We start from the raw sequence: 17,573 nt of genomic DNA, 5'->3' as shown, positions 1-17,573 counted from the left end.
AAAATTTAATATAAAAAATTATTTTAAATTAAAAATAATAAAAATTCTAACAAAAAATAGTTTTATAATAAAAAAGGTAATAAATAATGTCTATTATGAAAATATTTTCTGGAAATTCTGTAAAAAAATTATCTAAAAAAATTACTAAAATATTAAAATGTAAACTAGGATTAGCTAAAATTAATAAGTTTAGTGATGGAGAAATCAACATTCAAATCAAAGAAAATGTAAGAGGTGGAGACATATTTATAATTCAATCAATTTGTTTTCCATGTAACGATCATTTAATGGAATTAATAGTAATGATTGATGCATTAAGGAGAGCTTCTGCTGGAAGAATTACAGCAATAATTCCATATTTTGGCTATGCAAGACAAGATAAAAGAGTACGATCAGCTAGAATTCCAATTACAGCAAAAATAATAGCAGATTTTCTTTCAAATACAGGAGTAGATAGAGTATTGACAATAGATTTACATTCTGAACAAATACAAGGATTTTTTGATATCCCCGTAGATAATATTTTTGGAAGTTTAGTATTATTAGAAAATATTTTAAAAAAAAAAATTAAAAATCCAATTATTGTGTCTCCAGATATTGGAGGTGTTATACGCGCTAGAGCAATAGCAAAATTGTTAAATGATTCAGAAATAGCAATTATTGATAAAAGAAGACCTTCATATAACATCTCAAAGGTAATGAACGTTATTGGTAATGTTAATAAAAGAAATTGTATTTTAATTGATGATATGATTGATACTGGAGGAACTATATGTAATGCAGCTAAAGCATTAAAAAAAATGGGTTCAAAAAAAATTTATGCATACGCAACACATCCAGTTTTTTCAGGTAATGCATTTATAAACATAGCAAAATCTTGTTTAAATAAAGTAATAGTTTGTGATACCATTCCATTATCAAAAAATATGAAATTATTACCTCAAGTTAAGGTCTTAAGTATCGCTAAAATGCTTTCTGAAATTATTAGACGCTTAGGAAATGAAAAATCTATATCAGAAATGTTTAAAAATTGATTATTATGAATCGTCATCATTATAAATAAATTTTCATTTATTGATATTTATTTTAATATAAATAAATATTTATAAAAAATTTATAAATATTTATTTATAATTTAAATTAAAATTTAAAATTTTTAAAAATTATATTAAAAAAATAAAAATAAAAAGACAAAATATAAAAAATTATTTTTTTAATTTTACATTATTTTTATTTATACCATCCAGATAAAACATTCCGACTGCTGAAAAAACAAAAGTAATATGCATAATTATAGACCACATAATTTTATCATTTAAAATTTTATCAGATTCCATAAATAATCTTAAAAGATGAACAGAGGAAATAGATACTATAGATGAAGATACTTTGTTTTTCATAGAATTTATACCCATAGTTCCCATCCAACTCAAACTATCTTTATTATTTTTAGACGTCATAGTAGAAATAAAATTTTCATATCCTGAAAACATTACCATAACTAATAATCCTCCAACTAAAGCAATATCTATCCATGACAAAACTATAAGAACCAAATCAGATTCTGAAATATAAAATATTTCTGGAATTATAAGAATAGTTTGTTGAAAAAATTTTATTGTTAATAACATAAACCCAAATGACAAACCAAAATATACTGGCAACATTAACCATCTAGATGCATAAATAATTTTATCCACTTTCAACCTTTATGTAATTAAAAATCTTTTAAATTTTATTTTTTACATATATTGAAATATTTATGTTAATTTTAAAAAATAACAATAAATTTTTAGAAATTAATATTTAATAGTTTAAAATTTACGACATAACATTTAATAAAAAATCAATCAATTGAATGTAATAACTTTTATATAAAATTTCATAATTTTTTAAAAATAACCATGCATCAATATAATAATTAAAAAAATGAACAATAAAAGAAACAAACAATAAACCTCTAAAACAACCTATACCAAAACTTAAAATTATATCAATAATTTTAGGAATTTTTAAACCAACATCAAAAAAATATAAAAAAATTTTTACAAAAAATTCAGCAAAAATAGATAAATATATAATTAAAAAAGCAATTGCTACATTTTTTACATGATCGTTAAGAAAATAAAAAATATTCTCTTTAATATATAAATTAAAATGCATACATAAAAAAAGACTTAAAAAAAAAGATAATAAAAGAACAACTTCTTTTATAAATTTTCTACGAGCACTAAATACACCACATAAAAAAATTATTACTAAAAAATTACAATCTATTGCAGAGTTATACATCAGAAATTCCAAAATATAAAATATTTATTAAAATTTAATTTTAAAAAATATTTATCATCAAAATAAAAATTTTAAAAAACACAAAAATATTACATAATATTAATAAAAAAAAATTTTTAAAAATATTGATTTTTAAAACTAAAAAAAATTAAATTAAATATTGAGGAAAAATACCTAAAAATATAAGAAATATTGAAAATATTAAAACAAAAAATTTAAAAAAAAATAATTTTTTATTTATATTAAATAAAAATTTTTCTTTAGACTCAAAAAAATTATTTTTAAAAATTGTTAATATTAAATTTAAATAAATATAAATATTAATAATACTACTTATACACATGCATAAACTTACTGTAAAAAATTGTTTTTTTATACTAATTAAAAAAAAATAAAATTTACTAATAAAACCAAGAGTAAAAGGAATACCAGAATTTGATAAAAAAGCAATAATTATAGATGTAGATAAAATTGGTTGTTTCCAAAATAAACCTTTATAAAACAAAATTTTATTTGATAAAACATTATTTCTAGAAGAATATATATATTCTAATATTGAAAAAGATGAAAATAAAATAATACTACTTACAAAAGACTCAAGAAAATAAAGTTTAATAGCAATAGTAGATATACTATCAGTCGGAGAAAATAAAATTAATACCGTACTTAAATAACCTAAACTAGAAATAGATAAATAAGCTAATAATTTTTTTATATTATTTTGAAAAATAGCTAAATAACTTCCATAAATAATAGAAAAAATAGATAAAAATTCTAAAATATTCTGTATTAAAAAAGCATCTTTCTTTACAATAAAAGATAATAACTTTAATAAAATTAAAAAATATACTATTTTAACAGCATTATTATAATATATTAACAAATTAAAAGAACTTTTTTTATACAATTCTAATAGCCAAAAATGAAATGGAAAAATAGAAATTTTTAAAAATAATGCAAAAATAATTGATATTATTCCTAAAAATTTTATAAAAAAATATGAATTTTTCAAACTACATAAAAAAGTTTCAAAATTAAACGTTAATGTTCCAAAACAAAAGTAAAAAATACAAATCCCTAATAATAAAAAAATAGCAGAAAGACTAGATATTATAAAATATTTTAAAGAAAATTTTAAAATATCTGTATTTGTTCTAGAAAAAAAACTAATTAACCCTAAAAAAGATATTGAAAATAATTCTATTCCTATAAACATAGATATAAAATTATTAGAAATAACAGAAATATAACCACCAATAATAGAAAAAATTACTAATAGATAAAATTCTTCTTTACAAATAAATTTTTTTTTATTCCAAAAATATGAAATTAAAATAGTAAAAAATGCACTTAAAAAAAATAAATTAATTAAAAAAAAATTACAATTTCTCAAACTTAATAAATTAATAAATTTTAAATGAGTATATTTTAATAAATTAAAAAATATCATTGAAAAAAATATACCTAAACAATTTACTATAAAAGACTTAAAAATATTTCGTTTATCAAAAATAAACAAAAAATTAAATAATATTAAAAAAATTAAGTTTATTATAGGAGAAAAAAAAATTAAATTTTGCAAAAAAATTATCATAAAATACCTTATAAAATAAAAATCTTTAAAATTTATATTATATTAAAAATATTAAATAAAAAAATTTTTGGAAATAATCCTAAAATTATTAGTAATATAGAAAAAAATAAAAGCATAAAAAAATCTTTTTTATAAATATTAATTTTTTTAAAAAATATATTTTTTTTTCCGTAACATATATTATGAAAAACTCTTAAATAATAAAAAAAAGAAAACAGTAAATTGCATAATACTAGAATTAATATTTTCCAAGAATTATTATAAATTCCTAATAAAATTAAAAATTCTCCTAAAAAATTACCTGTACTTGGTAAACCAACGTTAGATATAGTAAAAAAAATAAAAAATTCTGGAAGATACTTTATTTTTTTCCATAAACCACTAATATTTAAAAAATTAAATTTTTTAAATTTATTAAAAATTTTTCCTAATATTATAAACAAAGCAGAAAAAGTAATACTAGAAGCAAAAATTTGTAATAATACTCCTTGATAAGATAAAAAATTTCCAATATAAAGTGATAAAAACATTAAACTCATATGAGAAATTGATCCATATGCTAATATTTTTTTTGCATTATTTGATTTCATAGCTAAAAAAGAACTATAAAACATACTAAAAATACTTATAATAATAAAAATAATAGAAAATTTTTGCAATAATTCTGGAAAAAATACTATATTAAATCTAAAAATTCCATAAAATGAAGTTTTAATTAAAGTTCCTAAAATGTCTAAAGATCCTGAAACAGGAGAAATTTTATAAAAATCTATTAACCAAGAATGAAATGGTACTATCGGAATTTTAATTAAAAATGAAAAAATAAATCCAAACATTAAAAAATAAAAATTAAAATTATTAAAATTATTATAATTAAAATTCTTTAAAACATTATAATCAAATGTCCATAAATGTTTATAAATAAAATAATTAATAGATAAACCAAGAATAGAAATTAATAAAAAAAATCCAGAAATTTGAGAATATATTAAAAATTTGTTTGCATAAAATATTCTATTTTTCTTAGAATACTTATTATTTCCATAAAAAATTAATAAAAAATATGTTAAAAAAATTGTTAATTCCCAAAATAAAAAAAATAAAAATAAATCTACAGATAAAAAAACACCAATTAATGATCCAATTAGACTCATTAATCCGCAATAAAATATTCCTATATTTTTTTCTAAATTATTCCATGTTAATAAAACAGAACATAAACCTAATATTAAAGTAAAAAAAATCATTAAAAATGAAAAATTATCTAAAGCTAAATGAAAACTTATTCCTAAACTTTGAATCCATGGAGTAAAATATTCTAAATTCCAGTAAATTTTTGGAAAAATCAATAAATTGATACTAAAAAAATATTTATAATATATAAATAATAATGTTAAAAAATTTACAAATAATGTCAAAATAGCACATAGACGAGGTTTATTATATCCAAATTTTTGAGAAAAAAAAGATAAAAACGAACCTAAAAATGGTATTATTAAAAAAAAATAAAGCAACATATTATAAAAATCCTATTTTATTTTTTAAAAAAATATTTTAAAAAATTATGAAAAATATATTTTAATATTTATTTAAAATAAATTAAAAAATTTAAAATTTTATAAAAATAAATTCTATTAATATAATGAAAACAAAGATTGAAAAAATTAATAATATATACCAATTTAAAAAATTTATTTCAATTTTTAAAAAAAATTTATGTATAAAATTAAATATAAAAGAAAATAAAAATAATATTTTTTTTAAAAAAAAATATATTAAAAAATTTAAAATATTTAAAGAAAAATTAAAAAAACAAATTATAGATTTAATAATAAATTTAAATAACTTTCTTATTTTTATATAACTAAAATATAAATATTTACAATAAAAAATATTTTTTAAAAAAATATTTTTTTTGAAATATATAAAATAAGATAAAAAAATACCAGATATAGAAATTAAAGATAAAAAAATTTCTAAAAAATTTTTTTTTGAATTAGAAAACTCAATAATAGATTCTTTTGAATCCAATATAGGATAAATAAAAAATAAACCTAAAACTGTAGATAAAATAGATAATACAAGTAAGGAAAAATTATGAAAAACATTTATTTCGTAAAAATGCTTTATTTTTATAAATTTTATATATTTTAAATTATTAAATAATAATAGAAATATCATTCTAAAAAAATAAATAGAAGTAAAAAAAGACCCTAAAACACTAATACTAAAATATAAGTATTCTTTATTTAAAAAAATATTCCATAAAATAGCTCCTTTTGTATAAAAACTAGAACTAAATAATGGAAATGAAATTAATGAAAGACCTCCAATTAGAAATACTAAAAAAATAAAAATAATATTTTTTATTTTTTTAAACTGCATTTTAAAAATATTTTTCTGATAATTGCTTAAAATTATTAAAGATCCACTAGATAAAAATAATAAAGATTTAAAAAAAGAATGCATTGATAAATGAAAAATTACAATATTCCAAAGTTTAAAACCCATAGCTAAAAACATATACCCTAACTGACTAATAGTAGAATATGCTAATATTTTTTTTATATTTTTTTCAAAAATTGCTAAGAAACTAGAAAATATTAATGTTAATACACCGATAAAAGATAAAAAATAAAATATTTCAGGAAAAAAAGAAATTAAATCTCGAAGTCGTGTAATTAAATAAACACCAGCAGTAATCATTGTAGCTGCATGTATTAAAGCAGAAACTGGAGAAGGACCAGCCATAGCTAATAATAACCAGTTATGAAAAGGAAATTGTGCAGATTTTGCACACGCCCCAATAGATATTAAATATAATGCAACTTTAAATAAAAAAATATTTTCTACAATTTTATTATTTTGAACTAATTCAATTAAATTTTTCAAATTTAATGTGTTAAAAACATAATAAATTATAAAAATACCAAATAATAAAAAAAAATCTCCTATTTTTGTAATAAAAAAAGCTTTAACGGCAGAATTTATATTTTTGTTGTTATAATAATAGAATCCAATAAGTAAATAAGAACAAAAACCTACTAATTCCCAACCACAATAAATCATAAAAAAATTGTTTGATAATACTAAAAAACACATACTCGAAATAAATAAATTTACATAAATAAAAAATCTTAAATAACATTTTTTTTCATTCTTAAAATACCATATTGAAAAAATACTTATTAAAAAACCGACTCCATTAATTATTTCTAACATAGTTAAAGATAATTGATCAATAAGAAAACTAAGATTTATATTTATATTCTGAATTTTAATTATTTTAAAATAAATGATCTCATAAAATAATTGTTTTTGACTTAAAAAATAAAATTGAGATTTTAAAGTAATTAAAAAAGAAATAAAAATTGATACTACACCAAAAAAACATATATAATTGCTTTTAAATTTTTTACTAAAAAAAAGTAATATAAAAAAACTTAAAAAAGGAATTAAAATAGTCAAATAAATAAAATTCATTTCTATATCTCACTTAAAATTCAATATTTAAAGTATTTTTTTTTTTAAATAAATTAACTAAAAATATTAATCCTATTCCTGCTTCAGCTGCAGCTATAGTTATTAAAAATATATACATAATTTGACCATCTATATTTTTATAATAATTTGAAATTATAACTATAGCCATAGCTAAAGAATTTATCATTATTTCTAAACCTATTAAAATAAATAAAAAATTTCTATTAAATAATAAACATGATATTCCTAAAAAAAATAATATCATCGAAAAAATTAAACCATGAAAAAATAAAATCATAAAAATTCCTTTACAAACAAATAATTAAAAAATAATTAAAATTTTTTTTTAACTCCTAAATTACATACAATAATTAAAGAAGATAATAATATTATAGAAACAAATTCTACTAAAATTGCATATTTATCAAATAAATGAATTCCAATTTGTTTAATAGTAAAAACATTTTTGTCAATAATTTCAGTCTGATTTAAAAAAAATATGCTTATTATTAAAAATAAAAATAAAATTAAAGTTAAAAAAATTTTAAAAATAAATTCAATAAAAAAATACTCTTTATAAAATTTATCTTTTTTAGAGAAATTTAAAGTCATTAATACAAAAACAAATAGAGCCATAATTGCTCCAGAATAAATTATTACTTCTAAAACTCCAATAAAAACATTTCCTAAAGAAAAATACACAGCTGAAACTGAAAAAAAAGACATTATTAAATAAAATAAAGCATATACTAAATTTTTTTGAAAAATTGTTAAAATAGTAAAAAAAATTGAAAAAAAACCAGCAAAATAAAATATATAATTCATTTAATATCCTAAATTTTTAAAGAAATAAATTTTTTGGATCAACAGGTTTTTTTTCTATTTTTAAATCTCCTGGGTTTTTATTTTTTATAGATATACCAGTAAATTTATAAAAATTATAATCAGTATATTTTCCAGGTCCCGAAATTAATAAATATTTTTTTTTATAAACTAAATTTTTTCTATTATATTCAGACATTTCTACATCAGGTATTAATTGAATAGCAGAAGTTGGACAAGCTTCTTCACATAATCCACAAAAAATACATCGTGAAAAATTAATTTTAAAAGTTTTTGGGTACCATCTTTTAGTTTTTTTACAAGATGATCTTTCCAAAGCAATACAACTAACAGGACAAACTGAAGAACATAAACTACAAGCTACACATCTTTCTGTTTTATCTTCATTTCTTGTTAATACGATTCTTCCTCTGTATCTTTTTGATAAAGAAATTTTTTCTTCAGGATACATTCTAGTTTCTCTAGAAGAAAAAACATTTTTAAACATTAAAAATAAACTTCTAGCATTAGTAAAAATATATAAAAAAACTTTATGTAAAAACATTTTATATCCTTGTACAATTCTCATAAATATTATAATTTATTTTTTAAAATTATAAAAAATGATGTAACTAATAAATTTATTAAAGATAAAGGAAAACAAAAAAACCAACCAAAAAACATTACTTGATCATATCTAGGTCTTGGTAAAGAAGCTCGAATTAAAATAAATAAAAAAATTAAAAACATAGTTTTTAAAAAAAACCATAATAACGGAGATAAAATAGGACCTTGCCATCCACCAAAAAATAAAATTGTCATTAATGATGAAAGAACTATAATAGAAATATATTCACCAATAAAAAACATACCAAACTTCATTCCAGAATATTCAATATGATATCCATCAGCTAATTCCTGTTCAGATTCTGGTTGATCAAATGGATGTCTATGGCATATTGCTAATGCAGATATAAAAAACAAAAAAAAACTGAAAAATTGAGGAACAATATTCCACACATTTGTTTGATAATGAACTATTTCTAATAAATTAAAAGAACCAGACTGAGCAATCACCCCCATTATTGATAAACCTAAAAAAATTTCATAACTTAAGGTTTGAGCCGCTGCTCTTATAGCACCTAATAAAGAATATTTATTTCGACTAGCCCAACCAGAAATTAAAATAGAATATACAGAAATACTAGCCATCATTAAAAAAAATAAAATACCTATATCTAAATTTATAATATAAAAATTTTGACTAAAAGGAATTATAGAAACTACAATTAACATCGAAGAAAAAGAAATAATTGGAGCTAAATTAAATAATATTCTATGACTAAAAAGAGGGGTCCAATCTTCTTTAAAAAAAATTTTAATCATATCTGCACATACTTGTAAACTTCCAAACCAACCTACTCTATTTGGACCATATCTATTTTGAAATAAAGCTAACATTCTTCTTTCAATAAAACTTAAAAAAGAACCAAAAATTACAAATAAAAAAAATAAAAATAACGAATTTAATATTCCAGAAAAAAACGTTTTTTCATTATAACAAAAATTACTCATTAATATTTTTCCTATCTTTTTTTATAAAATTTTTATTTTTTTCCCAATTAAACATCTAGGAATTTTCCCTCCAATTGGAATAGAAATTTGTCCTGATTTTAAAATTTTTGAAAAATAAATAAATATTTTAAAAATATTTTTTTTATATTTTATTTTAAACTCTAATCCTTCTTTACAAATATTTTTCCTTTGAGCGTCTTTAATATTAATAAAAGATTTTAAAAAAATTTTTTTTTTTTTAAAAACATTAGAATATTGACTAATTTCATCACTCCAAAACAAATTAAAAATAGGAGAAACTATAAAAGAATTTTTACTAATTTTTTTTTTTAAATAAATATTTTTAAAGTTTCTTTCTTCTAAATGTATTTTAGCATTTCTAAATAATTTAACTCCAGGATTCCCCGCATAAATATTTCCAAAAATTTCATCTTGAAATTTATTCCAAGCGTTCGAAGAATTCCACCCTGGAGATGATACAAATGGAATGCAAGTAGAATATTTCTCATATATTGTGCTCCCTTCATTAGAAAAAGAAAACATAGAATCATGGTCTTTAGGTTGTTGTCTTTCATGAATACTAAAATCAGAATGTGCAACAGCTCTCCCTGAAAATCTATTAGGAGATCGTGGAACTTTTTGATTAAATATTCTAAATTTAGAATTAGGAGAAGAAAAATTTGAATTTTTAAAATCAGAAATTTTTGATATACAATGTTTCAATACATCATGAGTATAATTCCAAAAAATTTTTTTTTCTTTAAATTTATTAAAAATTTTTTTTAACCATATCCAACCACATTTTATATAATTTTTTTTTTTATAAAAACTTGGCTTATACACTTGAAAAAATTTTTGAGATCTCATTTCATTATTTATTACTGTACCAGAACTTTCAAAAAAATTACAAGATGGAAGAATAAAATTAGACTTTTTCATTGTTTTTGTAAATTGATGATCAATCACAATTACTTTCAAGCTATTTTTTAAAAAAAAATCTAATTTAGATTTTAAAGAATGTCTATATAAATCATTTTCTAAAATAATAACAGAATAAGATTTAAATTTTTTTACTTTTTTCATAGAAGATTCTAAAGACATTCCTTTTAGTAAAGATAAACCCATTGTATTTACATTAGGAGTTAATAAGGTTAAAGAAACATTAATTTGAAGTTTTTTTAAAAAATATGCTATGTTATATGCTATTTTAATTAATGATTTACTTAAATTTTGTAATCCAGATATAATTAAAGGTTTTTTAGCTTTTCTCAAACTTTCAAATATTTCTAAAGAATAATGACAAGTCTTAATATTTTTATTTTTAAAATATAAATTTTTTAATAAATTTAAAATATTAAAACCTATTTTTTTTTGTTTTTGTAAAGATCCATAATAAGAAATATTAGCAATATCATCTAATTTAGTTTTTTCCGTATTTGTAATAAATAAACGTGTATTAATATTTTTGTTCAGTAAAGAAGTAGAAAAAGAATTCCATGCAGAAATTTCTTGTGATTTTATAAATTTATGATTTGAAACATTTTTCATTGCTTGACGAATAGATAGTGCCATTCTTGAAGATGTTTGAGTAACATCTTCTCCCAAAATTAAAATTACATCATGAGATTCTATTTCTTTTAATGAAGGATTTTTAAAAAAATTTTTTTTTAAAATTTTAGCAATTAAAATTGAACATTGATGTTCTTTATGAGTCATTCCTGTGCAAAAATTTTTTTTTCCAACAATTTTTAATAAAGCAAAATTATTTTCTATACTTGATCTACTAGATCCAATACCAATAATTTTATGAGAAATTTTTAAGTATTTATTTACTTTTTTTAAAATTTTTTTTGAATTTATCTCTAAAAATTTTTTTTTTTTATATATTAAACATTTACTTGGTCGACTTTTATTATTAGAATGTCCATAACTAAAACGACCTAAATCACATAAAAAATAATGATTAATTTCTCCATGATATCTGTTTTCTACTTTCCTAATATAACCATTACGTTCTCCAACAATAATATTACATCCTAAAGAACAATGAGAACATATACTAGGAGAATATTGCATATCCCATTTTCTAACATAATTTAAAGAATTTGTTTTATCTGTAAACACTCCTGTAGGACAGATTTCAATTAAATTTCCTGAATATTCACTTTCTAAATCTCCACTTTTTAATCTACCAAAATAAAGATTTTGGTTTGACCCATAAACATTAAAATCTTTTCCATCTGAATAATCTTTATAATATCTTACACATCTATAACAAGAAATACATCGATTCATTTCATGAGATAAAAAACGACCTAAATTTTGATTTTTATAAGTCTTCTTTTTAAAAATAAATCTTCTTTTAAAATGTTGAGATAATACTGTCATATCTTGAAGATGACAATTTCCACCTTCTTCGCAAACTGGACAATCATGCGGATGATTAATCATTAAAAACTCAATTATATTTTTTCTAAAATTAATAGATTCTTCATCATGAGTTGTAATTATTAAATTTTTTTCTATTTTAGTCATACAAGACATTACCAAAATTCCTGATTTTTCGCTATGATTAAAACATTTTTTTACAGCACACTGTCTACATGCTCCCACGCTACCTAAAGCAGGATGCCAACAAAAATATGGTAATTCTATACCTAAATTCAAACATGTTTGTAAAAGATTTTTTGAAGAATCTACATAATATTTTTTATCATTTATAAAAATTTTTGTCATAATCAAAATTTCCAATTAATACATATTTTAAAAAAGTTTAAAAAATAAAAATTTTTAAAGGCAATAAAAATTTTTATAAACATAAAATACTTAAAATGGTTTAATAGAACTTGAAGAAATATATTTAATTCCTTTTTCAAAATCATCTCGAAAATATTTTATTGCACTCAACAATGGAGAAATAGCTCCTGGAGCATGAGCACAAAAAGTTTTTCCTGGGCTTAAATTAATACATAAATCTTCTAAAATTTTAATATCTCCCTCCATTCCATTATTAGATTCTATAGATTTTAAAATTTCTAATGCCCAAGGTAATCCTTCACGACAAGGTGTACACCAACCGCATGATTCTCTTGAAAAAAATTTTTCTAAATTTTTGACTAAAGAAACAATATTAATTGTATGATCAACAATAGTAGATATTCCAGTTCCTAATCTACTACCAGCATTTTGAATAGATAAAAAATCCATTGGTAAATCTAAATGTTTTTCTTTTAAAAAAGAAGTTCCAGCTCCTCCAGGCAACCAAGCTTTAATAAAAAAATTTTTTAACATACCTTGAGCATAATCTTCTAAAATTTCTCTAGCTACAGTCCCAAAGGGAACTTCCCATACCCCAGGATTTTTTACTCTACCAGAAAAACCCATTAATTTAGTACCTGAAGTTTTACATTTCGAAATATCTCTATACCATTTTGCACCATTTAAAATTATAGCTGGTACATTACATAAAGTTTCTACATTATTAACACAAGTAGGACAACCCCACAAACCTAAATTAGCAGGAAATGGAGGTTTAAATCTTGGATTAGCTCTTCTTCCTTCTAAAGAATTAATTAATGCAGTTTCTTCTCCACATATATATCTGCCAGCTCCAGTATGTAAAAATAAATCAAATGAAAACTTACTATTAAAAATATTTTTTCCTAAAATGTTTTTATTATATGCTTCTTGAATAGCTTTTTTTAAAATTTTTTTTGGATATGTATATTCTCCTCTTAAAAATATAAAACCAGAAGAAGAACCTAAAGCAAAAGCACTAATTAACATACCCTCTATAAGTAAATGAGGGCAATTTTCTATCATCCATCGATCTTTATACGTTCCAGGTTCCATCTCATCAGCATTGCAAATTAAATACGTCATATTATTAATATTTGAATTTTTAAAAACTAAATTCCATTTTATACCAGTAGGAAAACCAGCTCCTCCTCTTCCTTGTAAACCCGAAGAAATAATAATTTGTATAATTTCTTTCGAGGTCATATTATATAAAGATTTTTTCAAAGATAAATAACCTTTTTTTTTAACATATTCATCTAACCATATAGTTTTTTTATCTTTTCGAAATCTCCATGTTAATGGATGAGATTCTTCTGTAATCTTTTTAACATTCATTTGTATTTACCTAAAATATTAACAACAGAACTTTTTTTAATAAAAAAATATATCTCTTTATTTATCATTATAACCGGGCCTTTATCACATGCCCCTAAACAACATGTTGGTAATAAAGTAAATTTATTATCTTGCGTGGTTTCTCCATAATTTATTTTTAAGCTTTTACATAAAAAATTTTTAATTTTTTTATAACCCATAATAAAACAAACAAAACTATCACATATTCTTATAATATTTTTTCCTACTGGTTTTCTAAAAATTTGATTGTAAAAAGTTGCTATAGATTCTATTTCGCTAGAAGAAATTTTTAAAATTTTAGAAATTTCTTTAATAGAATTGTTACATACCCATCTTCTATATTTTTGAACAATTTTTAAGCATTCTATAATAGCTGCTTGACTATTAGGATAATGCGAACGAGCAATTTTGATTTCTTTTATTTCATGTTTACTTAAAAAAGAAACATTTTTATTTTTATAAATTATATTAGTCATAAAATATTTTCCCAAATATATTATTTTATCTATCTACATCAGACATTACAAAATCTATGCTTCCTAAATATACGATTAAATCAGAAATTAAACTGCCTCGAATCACAGATGGAATTTGCTGCAAATGAGGAAAACTAGGAGTTCGAATTCTAGTTCTATAACTAGAAGTACCTCCGTCACTTATTAAGTAATAACTATTTATACCTTTTGTAGCTTCTATCATTTGAAAACTTTCTCCTGACGGTACAACTGTTCCCCATGATACTTGTAAAAAATGATGTATTAAAGTTTCTATATTAGATAAAGTATAATTTTTTAATGGAGGTGTAGTTAAAGAATGATCAGCTTTGAAAGATCCTAACGGCATATTTTCTAAACATTGTTTTAATATCGATAAGCTTTGATAAATTTCTTTAAATTTTAAAATTACTCTAGTATAACAATCACTATTTTTATATCCTACAGGAACTTCAAAAGTATAATTTTCATAACCAGAATATGGTCTTTGTTTTCTAACATCAAAATTTACACCTGAAGCACGTAATCCTGCTCCTGTTATACCCCAATTAAAAGCATCTTTTTTAGAGTATTCTGCTATTCCTTTAGATCTAGAAATTAAAATTTCATTCTTTAAAGCTACATCTTTATAAAATTTTAATCTTTTAGGCATCCATAATAAAAATTCTGCTAATAATTTATTCCAATTTTTAGGTAAATCTTTAGAAACACCTCCAATTCGAAACCAAGCAGGATGCATTCTAAAGCCTGTAATTAATTCTATAATATCATATATTTTTTGACGATCTGTAAAAGCTAAAAAAACAGAACTCATAGACCCTACATCTTGAATAAATGTAGAAATATATAACAAATGACTATTAATTCTAAATAATTCAGATAACATTACTCTGATACATTTCACTCTTTCTGGAACTGAAATTCCTAATAATTTTTCTATAGATAAAATATAAGGCATTTCATTAACACATCCTCCTAAATATTCAATTCTATCAGTATAAGGAATATAAGAATGCCAAGATTGTCTTTCAGCTATTTTTTCAGCACCTCTATGGTGATAACCAATATCAGGAACACAATCAATAATTTCTTCTCCATCTAATTGTAAAATTATTCTAAAAGCTCCATGAGCAGAAGGATGATTAGGACCTAAATTTAAAAACATAAAATCTTGATTTTTTTTAGTTTTTTTCATTCCCCATTTTTTTGGATCAAACTTTAAACATTTAGTTTCTAACTTATTTTTTTCTTCAGTTAAAAAATAAGGTTTATATTCTGTGGCTCTAGAAGAATAATCTTTTCTAAGAGGATGTCCTTTCCAATAATCAGGCATAAGAATTCTAAATAAAGTGGGATGATTAATAAAATTAATTCCAAACATATCCCATACTTCACGCTCATACCAATTAGCGTTCTTAAATATTTTTGTAATTGTAGGAATATTTAAATCATTTTCTAATAAAGGAACTTTAATTAAAATATCAATATTTTTTTCTATTGATAACAAATGATAAAATACAACAAAATCTGCTTTTGGTAGATTTTTTCTATGCTTACGTACTCTCTCATCTATTGCATGTAAATCAAATAACATATGATAACAATAATTAGATTTTTTTAAAAATAATAATATTTCTCTTATTATTTTTTTTTTTACCCAAATTACAGGAAAATCTATTAAAGTATTTTGTAAAAATATTTTTTTTTTCCCAAAATAATTTTTTAACTTTTTGATCACAGAAAAATTTTTTTTTAATATTTTCATTTTAGTATTTTACAAAAAATTTTTAAAATCATTAATTATTAAAATAATTATTTTTAATAATATTCTATAACAAATATTTTAAAAAGTTATTTTATTGAACATTCAATATAATAGAAAATGTTAAAAATATGAAAAAAAATTAAAATTTTATTATTATAAATTATTGTAAAATTCTTTATATTTTATAAACTTTTGATCTTAAATATTGTTTTTTTTTTTTTTCAGATGGCATTTTAGCCTTATAAACTCCTTGATCTCCAATTATCCAAGACAAAGGTCTTCTTTCTTTTTCTATAGATTTTTGTAATAATTTTAATCCTTGCATATATGCTTCTGGTCTAGGAGGACAACCGGGTATATAAACATCTACTGGAATAATTTTATCAATTCCCTGAACTACAGAATAAACATCATACATACCACCAGAATTTGCACAAGACCCCATAGAAATAACCCATTTTGGCTCTAACATTTGATCATATAATCTTCTTATAATTGGAGCCATTTTAATAAAAGGAGTTCCAGCTATTACCATAAAATCTGCTTGACGAGGTGAAGCTCTCAATACTTCTGACCCAAATCTTGAAACATCATGAATAGAAGTAAAAGAAGTAACCATTTCTACATAACAACATGACAATCCAAAATTATAAGGCCACAAAGAATTTTTTCTCCCCCAATTGACTAAATGATGCAATGTTTTTTTTAAATTTCCTAAAAAAATATTATTTTCAATAGATTTTTTTAAAGGATCATCATATAATTTTTTTTTTTTATTTACATTTTTTTCAGAAATTATATTGTTTTCATCATTTAATTTTGTTAAATAATATTTCATTTTATAGTTTTCTCCTAAAAATCGATAGTTAATAAAAAAAATTAAATTTTTTTATATAAATTATTTTTTTTGAGATTGTTTTTTCCAAATAAAATCATTTACTTTAAAAATATAAAATAATGATATAAAAATCATAAATATAAAAAAAAATGTCTCTATAAATCCAATCCAACCATTTTCTTGGATACTAATAGAATATAAATATAAATATAAAGATTCAACATCAAAAATTACAAAAAAAATAGCAATTAAATAAAATTTAATAGAAATACTTAAATTAACACCTCCCGTATCCGGAGCTCCTGATTCAAAAGGAATATTTTTTTTAATGTTTGAAGAAATTCCACCTAAAAAATAACTAATAAAAAGAATGAAAAAAGAAAATAAAAAAGTAAAAAAAATAAAAAATAAAAAAGTAAACTCAGGCTGAAAAAAATTTTGTTTCATTGTAATAAACTCTTTTTTTTGTAATTAAAAAAACTAAAAATTAATTATATGTTTAATTAAAAGAATTATAATATGTTAAAATATTTAAAAAATAATAAAAAATTAAAT

General features: G+C 20.3%; 16 protein-coding genes. 1 reads left to right on the top strand and 15 read right to left on the bottom strand.

The window, feature by feature from the left end; all coding sequences use genetic code 11:
- The first annotated feature begins 86 nt into the window (after nucleotides 1-86).
- The gene (locus AACL42_RS01915) at nucleotides 87-1,034 is read left to right on the top strand and encodes a ribose-phosphate pyrophosphokinase (protein ID WP_340147465.1); all 948 of its coding nucleotides are present in this window, start codon (nucleotides 87-89) and stop codon (nucleotides 1,032-1,034) included.
- 171 nt (nucleotides 1,035-1,205) lie between these two features.
- On the opposite strand, the gene AACL42_RS01910 is transcribed toward AACL42_RS01915, so the two are convergent.
- The 15 genes from AACL42_RS01910 to ndhC form a co-directional block, all read right to left on the bottom strand.
- Nucleotides 1,206-1,700, bottom strand: coding sequence for a TIGR00645 family protein (locus tag AACL42_RS01910; RefSeq protein WP_425333441.1), 495 nt, complete (start codon nucleotides 1,698-1,700; stop codon nucleotides 1,206-1,208).
- A gap of 121 nt (nucleotides 1,701-1,821) precedes the next feature.
- Nucleotides 1,822-2,292: a CvpA family protein gene (locus tag AACL42_RS01905; RefSeq protein WP_340147463.1), complete on the bottom strand. Its 471-nt coding sequence runs from the start codon at nucleotides 2,290-2,292 to the stop codon at nucleotides 1,822-1,824.
- Between the two features lie 148 nt (nucleotides 2,293-2,440).
- The gene (locus AACL42_RS01900; RefSeq protein ID WP_340147462.1) at nucleotides 2,441-3,742 is read right to left on the bottom strand and encodes a proton-conducting transporter membrane subunit; all 1,302 of its coding nucleotides are present in this window, start codon (nucleotides 3,740-3,742) and stop codon (nucleotides 2,441-2,443) included.
- 176 nt (nucleotides 3,743-3,918) lie between these two features.
- Nucleotides 3,919-5,403, bottom strand: a complete 1,485-nt coding sequence (locus AACL42_RS01895; RefSeq protein ID WP_340147461.1) for an NADH-quinone oxidoreductase subunit M — start codon at nucleotides 5,401-5,403, stop codon at nucleotides 3,919-3,921.
- Between the two features lie 91 nt (nucleotides 5,404-5,494).
- Complete coding sequence (locus AACL42_RS01890) at nucleotides 5,495-7,369, bottom strand: NADH-quinone oxidoreductase subunit L (protein WP_340147460.1); 1,875 nt, start codon at nucleotides 7,367-7,369, stop codon at nucleotides 5,495-5,497.
- 13 nt (nucleotides 7,370-7,382) lie between these two features.
- Nucleotides 7,383-7,667 (bottom strand): NADH-quinone oxidoreductase subunit NuoK, encoded by a 285-nt coding sequence (nuoK, locus tag AACL42_RS01885; protein WP_340147459.1) that lies wholly within the window; start codon nucleotides 7,665-7,667, stop codon nucleotides 7,383-7,385.
- Between the two features lie 35 nt (nucleotides 7,668-7,702).
- A complete protein-coding gene (locus tag AACL42_RS01880) occupies nucleotides 7,703-8,194 on the bottom strand; it encodes an NADH-quinone oxidoreductase subunit J (RefSeq protein ID WP_340147458.1) in 492 nt (163 codons plus the stop codon).
- 16 nt (nucleotides 8,195-8,210) lie between these two features.
- A complete protein-coding gene (gene nuoI / locus AACL42_RS01875; RefSeq protein ID WP_340147457.1) occupies nucleotides 8,211-8,756 on the bottom strand; it encodes an NADH-quinone oxidoreductase subunit NuoI in 546 nt (181 codons plus the stop codon).
- A gap of 29 nt (nucleotides 8,757-8,785) precedes the next feature.
- Nucleotides 8,786-9,766: an NADH-quinone oxidoreductase subunit NuoH gene (gene nuoH, locus AACL42_RS01870; protein ID WP_340147456.1), complete on the bottom strand. Its 981-nt coding sequence runs from the start codon at nucleotides 9,764-9,766 to the stop codon at nucleotides 8,786-8,788.
- A 21-nt stretch (nucleotides 9,767-9,787) separates the two neighbouring features.
- Nucleotides 9,788-12,502, bottom strand: coding sequence for an NADH-quinone oxidoreductase subunit NuoG (gene nuoG / locus AACL42_RS01865; RefSeq protein ID WP_340147455.1), 2,715 nt, complete (start codon nucleotides 12,500-12,502; stop codon nucleotides 9,788-9,790).
- 90 nt (nucleotides 12,503-12,592) lie between these two features.
- A complete protein-coding gene (gene nuoF / locus AACL42_RS01860; RefSeq protein WP_340147454.1) occupies nucleotides 12,593-13,900 on the bottom strand; it encodes an NADH-quinone oxidoreductase subunit NuoF in 1,308 nt (435 codons plus the stop codon).
- Nucleotides 13,897-14,397: an NADH-quinone oxidoreductase subunit NuoE gene (gene nuoE / locus AACL42_RS01855; RefSeq protein WP_340147453.1), complete on the bottom strand. Its 501-nt coding sequence runs from the start codon at nucleotides 14,395-14,397 to the stop codon at nucleotides 13,897-13,899. Before nuoE ends, nuoF begins: the two co-directional genes overlap by 4 nt.
- A 25-nt stretch (nucleotides 14,398-14,422) precedes the next feature.
- On the bottom strand, nucleotides 14,423-16,180 hold the full coding sequence (gene nuoC / locus AACL42_RS01850) for an NADH-quinone oxidoreductase subunit C/D (protein ID WP_340147452.1): 1,758 nt from the start codon (nucleotides 16,178-16,180) through the stop codon (nucleotides 14,423-14,425).
- A 175-nt stretch (nucleotides 16,181-16,355) separates the two neighbouring features.
- Complete coding sequence (locus AACL42_RS01845) at nucleotides 16,356-17,018, bottom strand: NADH-quinone oxidoreductase subunit B family protein (RefSeq protein WP_340147451.1); 663 nt, start codon at nucleotides 17,016-17,018, stop codon at nucleotides 16,356-16,358.
- A 60-nt stretch (nucleotides 17,019-17,078) separates the two neighbouring features.
- Nucleotides 17,079-17,465 carry an NADH-quinone oxidoreductase subunit A gene (gene ndhC / locus AACL42_RS01840; protein WP_340147450.1) on the bottom strand — a complete coding sequence of 129 codons (387 nt, stop codon included), beginning with the start codon at nucleotides 17,463-17,465 and terminating at the stop codon, nucleotides 17,079-17,081.
- Nucleotides 17,466-17,573 lie beyond the last annotated feature (108 nt).

This window comes from Buchnera aphidicola (Drepanosiphum platanoidis) (genome assembly GCF_964020165.1).
Classification (GTDB): Bacteria; Pseudomonadota; Gammaproteobacteria; order Enterobacterales; family Enterobacteriaceae; genus Buchnera_J; species Buchnera_J aphidicola_BL.
The sequence above is the reverse complement of the archived record's forward strand: the minus strand, read 5'-3'. Positions and strand labels throughout refer to the sequence as shown.

Coding starts and splice junctions, on each gene's coding strand:
- AACL42_RS01915 (WP_340147465.1), top strand. CDS start 87: ATGTCTATTATGAAAATATTTTCTGGAAATTCTGTAAAAAAATTATCT.
- AACL42_RS01905 (WP_340147463.1), bottom strand. CDS start 2,292: ATGTATAACTCTGCAATAGATTGTAATTTTTTAGTAATAATTTTTTTA.
- AACL42_RS01900 (WP_340147462.1), bottom strand. CDS start 3,742: ATGATATTTTTTAATTTATTAAAATATACTCATTTAAAATTTATTAAT.
- AACL42_RS01895 (WP_340147461.1), bottom strand. CDS start 5,403: ATGTTGCTTTATTTTTTTTTAATAATACCATTTTTAGGTTCGTTTTTA.
- AACL42_RS01890 (WP_340147460.1), bottom strand. CDS start 7,369: ATGAATTTTATTTATTTGACTATTTTAATTCCTTTTTTAAGTTTTTTT.
- nuoK (WP_340147459.1), bottom strand. CDS start 7,667: ATGATTTTATTTTTTCATGGTTTAATTTTTTCGATGATATTATTTTTT.
- AACL42_RS01880 (WP_340147458.1), bottom strand. CDS start 8,194: ATGAATTATATATTTTATTTTGCTGGTTTTTTTTCAATTTTTTTTACT.
- nuoI (WP_340147457.1), bottom strand. CDS start 8,756: ATGTTTTTACATAAAGTTTTTTTATATATTTTTACTAATGCTAGAAGT.
- nuoH (WP_340147456.1), bottom strand. CDS start 9,766: ATGAGTAATTTTTGTTATAATGAAAAAACGTTTTTTTCTGGAATATTA.
- nuoG (WP_340147455.1), bottom strand. CDS start 12,502: ATGACAAAAATTTTTATAAATGATAAAAAATATTATGTAGATTCTTCA.
- nuoF (WP_340147454.1), bottom strand. CDS start 13,900: ATGAATGTTAAAAAGATTACAGAAGAATCTCATCCATTAACATGGAGA.
- nuoE (WP_340147453.1), bottom strand. CDS start 14,397: ATGACTAATATAATTTATAAAAATAAAAATGTTTCTTTTTTAAGTAAA.
- nuoC (WP_340147452.1), bottom strand. CDS start 16,180: ATGAAAATATTAAAAAAAAATTTTTCTGTGATCAAAAAGTTAAAAAAT.
- AACL42_RS01845 (WP_340147451.1), bottom strand. CDS start 17,018: ATGAAATATTATTTAACAAAATTAAATGATGAAAACAATATAATTTCT.
- ndhC (WP_340147450.1), bottom strand. CDS start 17,465: ATGAAACAAAATTTTTTTCAGCCTGAGTTTACTTTTTTATTTTTTATT.